The organism is Ignavibacteriota bacterium (assembly GCA_016218045.1).
Lineage (GTDB): Bacteria > Bacteroidota > Ignavibacteria > SZUA-365 > SZUA-365 > JACRFB01.
On record JACRFB010000026.1, the window covers coordinates 37,739 to 51,269 of the forward strand.

The following is a 13,531-nucleotide window of genomic DNA, read 5'->3' on the forward strand; positions in this document are numbered from 1 at the left end:
TCCGGAAATCAGGATTGTGTGGGATGGAGGATGAGGAGGAGTTCGATGTCGTCGGTGCCGGGGAACATGTCGAAGGGTGTGATCGACGACACGGTGTAGCCGCTGCGCGTCCAGCGCGCGCAATCGGATGCGAGCAGTTCGATGTCGCACACAAGGTGCGCAACGCGCCGCGGCGCGCGCGAGGCGATGCTTTCGATGACACCGGGCGCCGCGCCGCCGCGCGGCGGATCGAGCACCACCACGTCGTCCGGCCCCGCGCGGTGCATGATCTTTTGCACGACCTCGGCGGTGACGTCGGCGCGGTGGAAGCGCGCGTTGGTGCGTCCGAGCCGCCGCGCGTTTGCGATGGCCGAATCGACCGCATGCGGCGAGAGTTCCACACCGATGCTGTGACGCACGCGCGGCGCAAGGATCAGCGTGAAGAAGCCGTAGCCGCAATAGAAGTCGTAGAGCGTCTGCGTCGGTCCGGGTTCGAGCTGCGCGGCAAGCGTCCCGGCGATGAGCACGGAGACGGCGGGATGCACCTGCGAAAACGCGAGGGGATGAAAAAAGAAGGAGACGTCGCCCAAGCGCTCCTGCACGTCGGCCTTGCCGTACACACGACGGAACTCGGGTTGTTTGCGCGGGTGTTTGGTGCCGAGATAGTGCGTGCCTCGCGATTCGTCGAGGAACAGGTACACGGCGACCACCGAGGGCAGTTCATGCGTGAGCGATTTCGACAGCGTGTTGAGCGCGTGCGCCACATCGCGCGATATTTCGTTGACGCTGAAGAGCACGGTCTGTTCCTCCTCGCCGCCTTTCACCACGACGTGCAGCAGCACCGCCGCCAGCGGCGAGGCGTAGGGCTTGTCGAGTTTCTCCTGCACGACGCGGTACACATCGCCGTGCGCGCGCGGCTCGATGGCGCAGCGCAGCACGGCCATGGGACGCGAGCGTCCGTCGGGCGCGCGGTCGATGAGGCCGAGCACGGCGTGGCGTCCGTTGCGGAAGGCCTTGCGTTTGGTGACGACACGGTAGCCGCGTCCCGTGCGCGCGGCGACCAGCGGCGCGAGCTGTCCGCGCAAGCGCTGCTTGCGCACATACTCCTCGAGCGCTTTCGTCCGCAGCGGTTTCTCGTCGGCGTACGAGACGGTGCTCGCGTGACAGATGGTGCAGACGCGTCCGCGCGCGTCGACACAGGCGCCCTCGGGTCCGGCCGCGGGCCGCGCGCCCGTCGCGCGCACACGCGCGGAAAGAATGTCAGCGAAAGTACTCATCCGTTTCTCCTTGTCCTCGACATTGCGGCCGATTCGTGTGTCTCACATCGTGTGTTGATCATGGATACTTTCGCGCACCGTCCATCCTGCCATCCGCGCGTGTTCCCAGAAGGCGGGGTAGGACTTTGCGACACACCACGGATCGGCCAGCGTTATCTCGCCGATGATCATGGAGAGCAGGAAGCCGGCCATCAGCAGGCGGTGATCGCCGAGCGGGTGAAACGTGCCGTCGTGCAGGCCGCGCGCTGCGTGCGCGGGCACGAGGAAACCGTCCGCCGCCGGTTGCAGCCGCACGCCGACCGCGGCGAGCGAGGCGATGTAGCCGTCGATGCGGTTCGATTCCTTCGCGCGCAATTGCGGCACGCCGGTGATACGTACGGGTTTGGAAGAGCGCAGCGCCGCGATGCCGAGCACAGGGACGAGGTCGGGCGTCTCCGCGCAATTCAGGACTATTTCATCCGATTTTTGTCCGCGTACGATCTGCTCGAGCATGGCGTCGATGGCGGCGTCGGGTCCGGCGCCGTCGTCGTCGACGCGCAACATGTGTTCGAAGAACGCGGCGGTTTTCCAGACGGCCGCGGCGCTGGAGTCGGACGGCGCGGCGAGCAGCACGGGCTCGCGCAGTCTCGCGGTGGGATTCAGCGCAATAAGATCGCCGTGGGCGATGGTCTCGACGCCCGCGGCCTCGAGCATACGTACGGTCATGTCGAGATACGATCTGCTCGCCACGTCGCCGAGAAGGCGCAGCGTGAAGGGCGTGTCGGATCCGGCCGCAAGCAGCGCGATGGCCGATGCGTACTGCGACGACTGCGCCGCATCGACGGAAAAGGACGCGGGCATGTCGTCCCAGCCGCGCACGCGGTAGAACGGACCGAGCGCGTCGGTCCCGTGTTCTATGGACGCGCCGCCCTTGCGCAGGGCGTGTACGAGCGCGTCGTGCGGCCGCGCGTCGAGCTGCGGTGAAATGCGCAGCAGCGTCTCCTTGACATGTGTCGCCGCAAGCGCGAGCAGAAAGCGGAACGTGGTGCCGCCGCTGCCGCAGTCGATCACACGCGGCGGTCCGCCCGGCTGCGGCGGATGCGCTGCATAGTCGACACGATAGCCGCCGGGGACGTCCTCGAGCGGCACGCCGAGCGCGCGCAGCGCGTCGCGCATGGCGCGCACGTCGTCGGCATCACTCACGCCCGTGATATGTGTGGCGCCGACGCGCTGCGCGGCGATCATCAGCGCGCGATTGAGTTCGGACTTGCCGGCCTCGGGCCGCAGCGTCACCATTTGCGCATCGCGCAACCAGGCGTTCACCGTGCAGGTATCGAAGGCGCGATAACAGACCTCGAACGCGTCCACCCATTCGCCGCGTCCCACCGCGTCCGTGACGATAGGCCGCCCCGCGTCCGACAGCAGCACCGAGCGCAATCCCGACACGCCGTGTTTTTTATCGAAGCCGAGCGCGCGCAGCAACTCGTCGCGTGTGGGCGGCTTTGGAAGCGGACGCAGCAGCGGGAAGAGCAGTGCCGCGAGCGCCGTGTGTACATCGGGAGGCAGACCCGCGCCCCGCGACACTTCGAGCATGACACGAAGACCCCAGGCCACCGCGTCGCCGTGCGGAATGCCGGCGCTGCGTTCCAGCGCGTGCCCGAGCGTGTGCCCGAGATTGAGCACGGTGCGTATGCCGCGCTCCTCGCGCGGATCCTCGGCGACGATCGAGTGCTTCACCGCGATCGCCGCGTGCAGCAGCTCGCCGAGACGCGGCGCGACGCGCGCGTAGGGGCGGTACACCAGTTCCTCGATCTCCTCGGGATGCAGGGACGTGACGCGCGCGGCGTCACCGAGCATCAGCGCTTTCAGAATCTCGACGAAGCCTTCGCGACGGAGCGGGTAGGGAAGAGTTCCGAGCAGGGATTCGACGATGTACACACGTTCGGCGGGATGAAAGGTGCCGAGCTGATTCTTCGCGGCGCCGAGATTCACCGCCGTTTTTCCACCGTGGGCCGAGTCGGCCATCGCGAGCAGCGTGGTGGGCACCTGCCACACAGGCACGCCGCGCCACAGTATGCTTGCGAGAAAACCCACGGCGTCTCCCAGCGATCCTCCGCCGACGGCAACAAGTACCAGCGGACGAGCGGCACGGCGCGCGAGCACCTGCCCGGCGAGCCGCTCCACCGCGGCGAGTGTCTTTACCTCTTCGCCCGACTCGACGAGTATCGGATCCGGCAGAGCATCGAGTACAACACGCGGCAGGCGCGCATCGGCAAGCACGAGGCACGATTCGTCGAAGGGAATATCGGCGAGGGAGGGTATGGTAACGACGGAGGGTGTCATGGTGTTATTCGTCGGAGCGGTCGAGGCGGCGCGCGAGATACAGATCGGCAAGCGCAAGCGCCGCCATTGCCTCGAGCACGGGGATGATGCGCGGCACGATGCAGGGATCATGTCGTCCCGTCACGGCCGTCGTGCCCACGGTGCTCACGGGTTTGATTGCGGCGCGCACGATGATGCGCTGCCCGTTGGTTATTCCGCCCTGTATGCCGGCCGCGCGCGGCGAGTACCCGCGCGTGTCGCCTTCCGCGTGGTATACGCTGCCGGGCAGCACCGTATCGGAGAAGCCGTCGCCGAATTCCACACCGGTCACGGCGCCGAGACTCGCGAATGCGGAGGCAAGGACGGCTTTCGTTTTTCGAAACACCGGCTCGCCGAGACCCGCAGGCGGATTGTCGATCCAGATTTCGGCCAGACCGCCGCGCGATTCGCCGGTCTCGCGGCAGCGCAGCAGATCCGCGCGGATGGCGGCGTCGGTCTCGGCGTCGGGGCAGCGCGATGTGAATGTATCGACAAAATCCGCTGTCAGTTCCGAAGGAATTTCGGGGACCTCGATCGCGCCGATGCGGCGCGAGAAACCGACGATACGTGTCGCGGCGGGGAGTAGACGCGACGCGACAACACCACCGATCACACGGCCGATGGTTTCACGACCCGACGCGCGGCCTCCGCCACGATAATCGCGCACGCCGAATTTATCCTCCCACACCGAATCGGCATGACCTGCGCGGTAGGTGTCGCGGCTGTAGTCGCCGCTCCGCGCATCGGTATTCCGCACCAGCACCGCGATGGGGGTTCCGAGTGTGGCGCCCTCGAACACGCCGCTCAGTATCTGCGGCGTATCGGCTTCATCGCGCTGTGTCGTGATGTCGGATTGGCCGGGGCGTCGGCGTCGCAGAGCGCGCGAGAAATCGTCGATCGAGAGCGGCACGCCGGCGGGGCAGCCGTCGACGACCGCGCCGAGGGCTTCACCGTGTGATTCACCGAAGGTGGTGACAACGAGCAGTTCACCGAAGGAGTTTCCGCGCATCATTTCCTCCCGTCGCGCAGCGCCGCTTCGGCACACCAGATGGCGCGCTGCGCCGCCGCCTGGGCCATATAAAACGTGCCGCCGTTCAGGTACACGCGCACATTGTCCGGAAGCCGCGCAATGCCGAGATAGGCGAGATCCACCCAGGCCTCCGACCGCGGAGGCGCCTCGTGCGGCGTGGCCTGCGGGCGGCCCGCGTTCACGACGAGCCGTATCGTGTCTCCCGACAGCACGCCCCAGCCGTCGCGCGCGGCGACCGTCACGACGGGCCGCCATCCGTCGCTCTCGAGTGTGTCGCGCAGAGCCGGAATAACACCACCACGTCCGAATATTGCGGCCGGTCCGGGTTCGATGCCCCGGCGGCGCAGTTCTTCGAGCGTCGCGCGCATGCCGTCGCGGTCGGTATCGTTCAGCAGCCAGCCGCCGTCGCGCAGCGTCAGCGTGTTGCCGATGTCGGTGCCGTCGGGACTGGTCACGAAATTCGACCGTATGACCGACGCCTTGTGCGGGGATGTGACCGAGAGGCCGAGCAAGTCCAGCTTCAGAAGGAAGTACAGCGCGTGTTCGAGTTCGGATTCGTGCACGGGGATTTTGATATACCCCAGCTTCGCGCCGCCGTCGATACGCGCGAGATGCCTGTGCCACATGTCGCCGATCGAATGTTCGACCGGATCGCCGATGATGCCGCAGATATAGTCGGGCGCCGGACCCGCGGCGTGCGGAATAAAATACGCCAGTCCGGGCGGCTGCGCCCCCTCGGGAAGTGCGCCGGGCCAGACGTAGTTGAGTTCGTTGAGCGACCACACGCGGAAAGCGCGCATCCAGTTGCCGGCTTTGCCTTGTGGCAGCAGACTCACCCGGCCCCCGCGCCGCAGGAACACCCTGCACAACTCATGCGCGGTACGTTGCTCTATCCACGATTTGACACGCGGCGCGTACTTGTACCGGAGGAAAGGGCGCCAGGCCGGATAGCGTGTTACCAGCGCTTCACCCGCGGCGACCATCGCGTCGAACGACTCCTGGTCCACATCGTTGGGATGTGTCGATACAATCAGCGGACGCGGGTCGAGTCCGTCGAGCAGCGCATGCTCGATGAAGCGCGCATCGCAGTCGTACATCGCGGCGCCGGGCGCGGCGGCGAAGTAGCCGGGATCCTCGGTCCGCAGCGAGACAAGGGCTGGACATGCAACAGTTGGTGGAACGGGAAACAGATCGCTGCGCAGCTCGAGGCCCGCGAGTCCGAACAGGTGCGCGTCGGCCGTGCAGCGCTGCAGCAGCGGTTCACTCGGCACAACCATCCAGGTTCTGGCCATGACCGGACTGCCGATCGCGTCGAGCGCCAGTTCGATCCACGCGCGCAGCAGCGCGTCGGCATCCTCGACCGAGGTGCCGCGGCCGATGGCGACGCGCAGATGCGCGACCGAGCGGTAGACGGGTTCGCGCGTCGCGCGCATCCAGGTGATTTCCTCGTCGAAACTCATCTCGGGCCTGAGCCGCGCGCGTTCGTCGCGCGCGGAATCTTCCCAGCCCTCGCGATCGATGTGTACGATGAGCGCGGACGAGGGGAAGGCGCGCAATCCGCCGCCCGCGGCGATGACCGAAGGTCCGTCCCCGCCGAGAAGTTCCGCAAGCATCTCCGCCTCGAGGCGGCGGAAACGTTCCTCGTCGTCGCCGACAAGCTCCGCGGCGCTGCGGCCTTCGCGCTGTTCGATACACGTGTCGATATCGGAAAACCGGAGCTGCAGCGACGCGGCCAGACGCGCGCCGAGAGTGGATTTGCCACTGCCGCGATGGCCGATGAGAAGGATGGTCGGGATGTGTGTGCGCATGGGGGAGTCGTGTGGGTACGTGCCCTAACCTACAAAAACCGGCGCACATTTGGGCCGCGCCGCGTGTGCCGTCCTTTTCAATTCTCGCACGATATCACGAACTTTCACCTTTCACCATACACATGCCCCACAAGACCGACATCTCCGCATTCTCCTCTCTCGCGACTCGCGCCATCGATGTGCCGCAGTGGCAGCATCCCGTGGCAGTGTTCGAATACCTTCGCGCGCACGGGCCGTACCCGGCGCTGCTGTGGATGTCGCCCGAAGGTGAGACCATCATCGCCGCGGGCGAGACGGCGTTTCTGTCCATCGAGACACATGCTGAATGGCGCGCCGGACTCGCGGAGGCAGCATCGGCGGCGCGCAATGCGCTGATCGATTCCCCCGCGCGCCTCTTCTTCTCGGTGTACTTCGACCCTGAACAGCCGCATGCGGAAAACTGGAACTCCTTCGCCCCGGTGTCGCTGCACTGTCCGCGTATCATGTTTGTGTGCGAGGGCGACGGCATGCGTGTTGTCACAGCACACAGCAACGGCGACACACTCGACGAGGCGGCTCTGCTTGCGGCGCTGCGCGTAGCGGACGCCGGTCCGGAACCCGAAGGCCGCGAGCCGCTGAGCGCGTTTATCGACTGGCAGGAAGTGCCTTTTCAGATCGCCGTCGAACAGACCGTCCGCACAATCCGGCGCGGCCAGGCCGCCAAGGTCGTCCTCGCGCGTTCTATCGCGGTCAAGGCCGAACGTGATATCGAGACACAACGCCTGCTCAACGCGCTGCAGATCTCCTATTCCGACTGCATCATCCACGCGCTCGCACCGAATGCGCGCGAATGTTTTATCAGCGCAACACCGGAGCGGTTGGCGCGTGTGCAGGACGGAGTTGTGCGTACAGCGGCACTTGCAGGCACGACACCCACCGGACGCACACTGGTCGAGGAACAGCAGAACCGGCGCCTGCTGCAGACGAATCCGAAACTGTGGCGCGAACATTCACTCGTCTCCGAGATGATCCACACCGCGCTGCTGACCATCTGCGACGACGTGAAGCTCTCGAATCCCGAAATCGTCCGTCTACGGAATGTGCAGCATCTGTCCACACCCATATCCGGACGTTTAAAACCGGGCACATCATTCACCGATGTCGTTCTTGCTCTGCATCCCACACCGGCCGTCTGCGGCACGCCGCGGCCCAAGGCGCTGGAGGTCATCCGACGTCAGGAGAAGACGCAGCGCGGCCTCTACGCGGGCGCGGCCGGATGGATGGATACCGCGGGCAATGGCGACAGCGCCGTGCTCATCCGCTCGGGCCTCATCCGCGGCGCCGAGGCGCAGTTGTACGCGGGCGCGGGCATCCTGCAGGAGAGCGTGGTCAAGACCGAGATGGATGAGACACGCGTGAAGCTGCAGCCCATGCTCTCGGCGCTGGCCGTGTCATGACGCGGGTGCCGCACGGCATGGAGACTCCGCTTCCGAACATCAACACGCTCTGGGCGCGGCTCACGGCCGACGAACTCGCGCGCGGCGGAGTACGCCGCGTGGTGCATGCGCCCGGATCGCGCTCCACCCCGCTCGTGGCCGCGTTCGCGCGGCATCCCGATATCACCCTGCACGCGGCTCTCGACGAACGTAGCGCGGCGTTTTTTGCGCTCGGACTCGCAAAGGGCGGCGGCGCACCCGTCGTGCTGCTCTGCACATCGGGCACGGCCGCGGCAAATTTGTTTCCCGCAGTCTGCGAGGCGGATCTCTCGGAAGTGCCGCTGCTGGTGCTGACCGCCGACAGGCCGGCGCATCTGCAGCACACCGGCGCGCCGCAGACCATGGATCAGTCGCAGCTCTTCGGCACCCACGTGCGCCTGTTTCACGACATGTCGGAACCGGCGGCGGACGAGGATCAGCTTCGCGCACTGCGCGCCATGCTCTGCCATGCGCTGCATCGCTGCATGGACAGGCCGCGCGGTCCCGTCCATCTGAATTTTCCCTTTCACAAACCGCTGGAAGAGACGCCGGCCGTCGAGGGGTCCGGGGCCATTCCCGCACACGTCCGTGTCGACGAAAGTGCGGCACTGCGCGGCCGCGCACACGGCGCGCCGTGGGTGAATATCGTGCGAGCGGACACGTCCGCACCGGACGCGGCGACGGACGTGCTGGAAGATGCCATACGTCGGCACGGACGGATACTTGTTTTCGCCGGACCCGACGCGGACGGAGAGGCATACCGCGAGAGTCTTGCGCGACTCTCGGCCGTTGCACGTATTCCCGTATGCGCAGAGGCGACCTCGCAGCAACGCTACACGCGCGCACACGAGGGAACCGTCCTTACCGCCACGGCCCTGCTGGCGCGTGATACACGCTACCGGGCTCTCGCGGCGCCGGACCTGGTGCTGCATCTGGGTGCCGCTCCGACGACCAAAGCACTGCAGGAACTGACATCGGCGTTTGCCGGCACCGAGTGGTTCGTGCTTTCGCCATCGCCGCTGCGGCACGATCCGACGAGCCGCGCGCAGACCGTACTCCGCGCGGATCCGGCGCGGGTGCTCGAGGCACTCGCGGTCAGATTCATCACGCGGCCGCGCGCCGTGTGCGACGACGCATGGCTGCACGCGTTGACAGAAATCGACCGCGCGGCGGAAGCGGCTTTACACGACACGCTGTCGGCATTGACGGAACCGTTTGCGGGAAGCGCCGTCCGGCATGTTGTCGAAGCGCTCGGCGAGGGCACCGCCGTCATGGTGTCCAGTTCCATGCCCATCCGCGATCTCGAGACGTACACGCGGGCCACCGGTGTTTCGCTCGACGTCTTCTTCAACCGCGGCGTCAACGGCATCGACGGCGTGACGTCGACGGCGCTCGGAATAACACGGGCGCGCGGCGCGCGCAGTGTGTTGATCACAGGCGATATCGCCCTGCTGCACGACACAAACGCGCTGCTGCTCGCGCGCGACGAAGCGGTGCCGCTGACAGTGGTGGTACTCAACAACGACGGGGGCGAGATTTTCGGAATGCTGCCTATCCGCAACTTCGAGCCGGTGTTCACCGAACATTTCGTCCGCCCGCACGGCATGGACCTCGGCGCGCTTGCGGCGGCGTACGGGATTCCGTACACACGCGTCGAATCGTCCGGCGGAATCGGCCCCGCGATCACAGCCGCGACGGGCACACACATTGTGGAAGTACACACCGATCTCCGCCGCTCGCTCGCCCTGCGCGGCGACATCGAGCGCACCGTGATCGAGGCGGTGTCGCCGCTGCTCGAAACCCATGCGGGACGCGCGCCGATCGCACAATCCGCGCGCACACCGCTCGCACAATCCGCGCGCGCGCCGCTCGCGTGGAGACGACTCCGCGCGTCGCGTTCCGACGAGGCAATACCCGTGGTGCTGCTGCACGGCTTCACACGCAGCGGCGCCTCGTGGTGCGATGTCGCCGCGGCGCTGCCCGCGGATCGTCCCGTGTACGCGCTGGATCTGCCGGGACACGGACAGTCGCCCATCCACGAAATACAGGGACTGATCACCATCGAGGACTGTATCACCGGCATACAGGAATTTCTGGATCGTCGCGGAATCGCGCGTGTGCACTTGGTGGGATATTCGCTTGGCGGACGTGTGGCGCTGCGGTATACACTCGCACATCCCGGACATGTGGAAACGCTGACGCTGATCAGCGCCGCGGCCGGATTGGAAGACGCGGCCGAGCGGTCGCGCCGTGCCGCCGCCGACGAAGCTCTCGCCTCCTCGTTGCTCGACCGGGGTCTGGAACAGTTCCTCGAAGACTGGAGCACACAACCGATCCTGGCGCGCGGATCCGCGGCCGATGCCCGCGCGGAACTCGCCGCGCGGCGCGATCGCTACACGGGTAGCGCGCACGGCTACGCGGCCGTGCTGCGCGGACTCGGCCAGGGCGTTCTGCCCCACGTCTGGCCGCAGCTCCCGTCGCTCGGGTTGCCCGTATTGCTCGTCGCGGGGGAACACGACATACAGTACCGCGCGCATGCGGACAGAATGGCGGCGCTGCTGCCACGCGCCACGCGCCGCGACATACCGGGCGCGGGACACGACGTGCCCGGCGACACGCCGTGTGAACTGGCGCGCGCCCTCGCCGATTTCTGGCCGATCGATACCCGTTGAACGAATCATCATCTCGAGAAATCCCATGAACACCATCACCTGGACCACGGTCAAGGAATACAACGACATCACGTTTCGGAAAAGCGACGAAGGCATCATGCGTATCGCCTTCAACCGGCCAGAAGTGCGGAACGCCTTCCGCCCCGAGACACTCGATGAAATGCTCGACGCGTTTAAAATCGCCGCCGACGATCCGACGGTGGGTGTGGTACTGCTCACCGGCGAGGGTCCGTCGAAGGACGGCAAGTACGCCTTCTGCAGCGGCGGTGATCAGCGCATACGCGGTGACACGGGATACTTGGCGGCCGCGGGCGGCGTGCCGCGGCTGCATGTGCTGGAACTGCAGCGGCTCATCCGTTCGATGACCAAACCCGTTATCGCACTGGTGGCCGGCTACGCCATCGGCGGCGGACACGTGCTGCACGTGGTGTGTGATCTGACCATCGCGGCCGAGAACGCCATATTCGGACAAACGGGTCCGAAAGTCGGAAGTTTTGACGGCGGCTTCGGCGCGTCGATGCTCGCGCGCCTCGTGGGCCAGAAGCGCGCGCGGGAGATCTGGTACCTGTGCAGGCAGTATAACGCGCGCGAGGCCTTCGACATGGGCCTTGTCAACGCGGTAGTGCCCGTCGATCAGCTCGAGGCCGAGGGTGTGGCCTGGGCGCGGACGATACTCGAACACTCGCCGCTGTCAATACGTCTGCTGAAGTCGGCCTTTAACGCTGAACTCGACGGACAGGCGGGCATTCAGGAACTGGCGGGCAACGCCACACTCCTGTATTACATGACCGAGGAGGCGCAGGAAGGCAAGAAGGCCTACGTGGAAAAACGCGCGCCGAATTTCAGGAAGTTTCCGTGGCTGCCGTGGTGAGATCCTTGCGCGGATATTCACACGGCAGGCGGCGGACCGGGAAGCGGCGCTGACATGACACGTCCCGAACGCACTGATCCGGAACCGCCCTCGCTCGTACATGCCTGGGTACTCGCGGCGCGGCCCAAGACGCTGCCCGCATCCGCCGTGCCCGTGTTTGTCGGCTCCGCGGTGGCCGCAGCGGAAGGGCGCTTCGCGCTTCTGCCCGCCGCAATCGCACTGGTCTGCGCGTTGCTTATCCAAGTGGGCGTGAACCTCGCGAACGACTACTTCGACTTTCTCAAAGGAGCGGACACCGACAAGCGGCTCGGGCCCGTTCGTGTGACACAGAGCGGACTCATCCCGCCCCGCACCGTGCGCGCGGCGATGATCCTCGTTCTCGGAATCACCTTTGTGCTCGGCCTCGTTCTTGTCGCCCGCGCCGGCTGGCCGATTCTGGTCGTGGGACTCGTCTCGATTTTCTGCGCCGTGATCTACACGGCGGGTCCTTTTGCCCTCGCCTACAACGGCCTCGGCGACATCTTTGTCTTTGTGTTTTTCGGCGTCGTCGCCGTCACATGTACACATTACGTGCAGGCCCTCGAGTGGTCGCGCGCCGCGCTGCTTGCATCGCTGCCGCTCGGCGCGATATCGACGGCGATACTCGTCGTCAACAACTACCGCGACATCGACACCGACACCGAGGCGGGCAAACGCACACTTGCGGTGCGCCTCGGCCGCCAGGGCACGCGGTACGAATTCAAGGGACTGCTGGCCTTTGCCTGGCTCGCGCCCCTGGCGCAGGTGTTGGGATCCGGCGCGAGCCACTGGCTGCTGCTGCCGCTGCTCTCCGTGCCTCTCGGTGTACGCATCGCCCGCGTACTCGACACACGCCCCGACGGCCCCGCCCTCAACCGCGCGCTTGCCGCTACGGGTCAACTGCTCGTCGTGTACGGCCTGCTGCTGGCCACTGGCGTGCTGGCCTCGGCCCGCTAGCGGGTGGGACGATGAGGGTCCGTATTCTCGCCGCCGACCTGCCGCTGCGCGTGCCGTTCAGCACGAGCGCATGGACGCTGCACGCGCGGTCGGTATACCTGCTCGAGCTGTCAGACGGAGAACACACTGTGTGGGGCGAGGCCGCGCCGCTTCCGTATTTCGGAACGGAGAGTGTGGACAACTGCCACAGCGCCCTGGTCTGCGCGGCCCGCGCGCTCACGACGATCGACAGCGCAGACGCCATCGAGGCGGCGCTCTCGGCACTTCCGCTCGAACTGCCGCACACTCCGGCAGCGCGATTCGCCGTGGAATGCGCCCTTCGCGATATGTATGCCCTCCACGCAGGACAACCACTTCACGCGGTGCTGTCGCCGCATGCGGCATTGGGGGCCCGCATCCGTGTGAATGCGATACTAGGACGCGGCAACGCGGCACGGATCGCAGCAGATGCCGAGGCGCGCGTCCGCGAGGGTTACACCTGCCTCAAGCTGAAAGTCGGCGCAGCCGCGCTGAATCACGATCTCGACACGCTTCGCGCTGTGCGCGCACGGGTCGGTCCCGCGGTTGCGCTGCGTGCCGACGCGAACGGCGCCTGGGACGAACGCGCTGCGCTCGCGGCACTGGAAGCATTTGCGGAATTCGACCTCGAGTATGTCGAACAACCGGTCGCCGCGACCGCTGCGAACGCCTTGCGGCGCGTGGCTGCGCGCTCGCCGGTACCTGTCGCCGCCGATGAATCGCTCACGTCACTCGCCGAGGCGCGTACCCTGCGCGACAGCGGCGCGGTGTCGGTGTTCATCCTCAAGCCGATGGCGCTCGGAGAACTGCTGCGCTGCGTGGATTTCGCGCGGGAGTCCGCATCACACGGCGCGAAGGTGGTGTTCACATCGCTGATCGATTCCGCCGTGGGCCGCCGCGCCGTCGCACACGCAGCGGCCGCCTGCGCCGGCACGCGGGATGTGCACCACGGCCTCGGCACCGGCTCCCTGTTCGAACACGACGTCGCGGACGACGGACTCGCGAACGGCGAGATCGTGCTGCCCGCCGCGCCCGGCCTCGGCCTTCGGCCCGATCTCTCCCGCTTCGTCGTGCTCCTCGATGTGCGGCACCCGTCCTGACCACACA

The 13,531-nt window shown here is 66.4% G+C and carries 9 protein-coding genes; 5 read left to right on the forward strand and 4 right to left on the reverse strand.

Annotation, left to right across the window (positions count from 1 at the left end; all coding sequences use genetic code 11):
* Positions 1-8 precede the first annotated feature (8 nt).
* From HY962_07725 to HY962_07740, 4 genes are read right to left on the reverse strand one after another with little or no spacing between them, the layout of a single operon-like run.
* Positions 9-1,256, reverse strand: coding sequence for a class I SAM-dependent RNA methyltransferase (locus HY962_07725; protein ID MBI5646807.1), 1,248 nt, complete (start codon positions 1,254-1,256; stop codon positions 9-11).
* Positions 1,257-1,298: 42 nt separating this feature from the next.
* Complete coding sequence (locus tag HY962_07730) at positions 1,299-3,578, reverse strand: hypothetical protein (GenBank protein ID MBI5646808.1); 2,280 nt, start codon at positions 3,576-3,578, stop codon at positions 1,299-1,301.
* A 4-nt stretch (positions 3,579-3,582) separates the two neighbouring features.
* A complete protein-coding gene (gene aroC / locus HY962_07735; protein ID MBI5646809.1) occupies positions 3,583-4,605 on the reverse strand; it encodes a chorismate synthase in 1,023 nt (340 codons plus the stop codon).
* Positions 4,605-6,434 (reverse strand): hypothetical protein, encoded by a 1,830-nt coding sequence (locus HY962_07740; protein ID MBI5646810.1) that lies wholly within the window; start codon positions 6,432-6,434, stop codon positions 4,605-4,607. The genes aroC and HY962_07740 overlap by 1 nt, the downstream gene beginning before the upstream one ends.
* Positions 6,435-6,556: 122 nt before the next feature.
* Between HY962_07740 and HY962_07745 the strand changes: the two genes are divergently transcribed.
* The 5 genes from HY962_07745 to menC are packed head-to-tail and all read left to right on the forward strand — an operon-like array spanning position 6,557 to position 13,524.
* Positions 6,557-7,870 carry an isochorismate synthase gene (locus tag HY962_07745; protein ID MBI5646811.1) on the forward strand — a complete coding sequence of 438 codons (1,314 nt, stop codon included), beginning with the start codon at positions 6,557-6,559 and terminating at the stop codon, positions 7,868-7,870.
* Entirely contained in the window at positions 7,867-10,560 is a 2,694-nt protein-coding gene (menD, locus tag HY962_07750) for a 2-succinyl-5-enolpyruvyl-6-hydroxy-3-cyclohexene-1-carboxylic-acid synthase (protein ID MBI5646812.1), read from the forward strand. The genes HY962_07745 and menD overlap by 4 nt, the downstream gene beginning before the upstream one ends.
* A 25-nt stretch (positions 10,561-10,585) precedes the next feature.
* Positions 10,586-11,431, forward strand: a complete 846-nt coding sequence (gene menB, locus HY962_07755; protein ID MBI5646813.1) for a 1,4-dihydroxy-2-naphthoyl-CoA synthase — start codon at positions 10,586-10,588, stop codon at positions 11,429-11,431.
* 54 nt (positions 11,432-11,485) lie between these two features.
* Positions 11,486-12,406 (forward strand): 1,4-dihydroxy-2-naphthoate polyprenyltransferase, encoded by a 921-nt coding sequence (locus HY962_07760; protein ID MBI5646814.1) that lies wholly within the window; start codon positions 11,486-11,488, stop codon positions 12,404-12,406.
* Between the two features lie 11 nt (positions 12,407-12,417).
* On the forward strand, positions 12,418-13,524 hold the full coding sequence (gene menC / locus HY962_07765; GenBank protein MBI5646815.1) for an o-succinylbenzoate synthase: 1,107 nt from the start codon (positions 12,418-12,420) through the stop codon (positions 13,522-13,524).
* Positions 13,525-13,531: the final 7 nt, after the last annotated feature.

What these genes read in the sequence shown, in the direction of transcription:
- HY962_07730 (MBI5646808.1), bottom strand. Translation starts at nt 3,578, where the DNA reads ATGACACCCTCCGTCGTTACCATACCCTCCCTCGCCGATATTCCCTTC.
- HY962_07760 (MBI5646814.1), top strand. Translation starts at nt 11,486, where the DNA reads ATGACACGTCCCGAACGCACTGATCCGGAACCGCCCTCGCTCGTACAT.
- HY962_07725 (MBI5646807.1), bottom strand. Translation starts at nt 1,256, where the DNA reads ATGAGTACTTTCGCTGACATTCTTTCCGCGCGTGTGCGCGCGACGGGC.
- menC (MBI5646815.1), top strand. Translation starts at nt 12,418, where the DNA reads ATGAGGGTCCGTATTCTCGCCGCCGACCTGCCGCTGCGCGTGCCGTTC.
- HY962_07745 (MBI5646811.1), top strand. Translation starts at nt 6,557, where the DNA reads ATGCCCCACAAGACCGACATCTCCGCATTCTCCTCTCTCGCGACTCGC.
- aroC (MBI5646809.1), bottom strand. Translation starts at nt 4,605, where the DNA reads ATGCGCGGAAACTCCTTCGGTGAACTGCTCGTTGTCACCACCTTCGGT.
- menB (MBI5646813.1), top strand. Translation starts at nt 10,586, where the DNA reads ATGAACACCATCACCTGGACCACGGTCAAGGAATACAACGACATCACG.
- menD (MBI5646812.1), top strand. Translation starts at nt 7,867, where the DNA reads ATGACGCGGGTGCCGCACGGCATGGAGACTCCGCTTCCGAACATCAAC.
- HY962_07740 (MBI5646810.1), bottom strand. Translation starts at nt 6,434, where the DNA reads ATGCGCACACACATCCCGACCATCCTTCTCATCGGCCATCGCGGCAGT.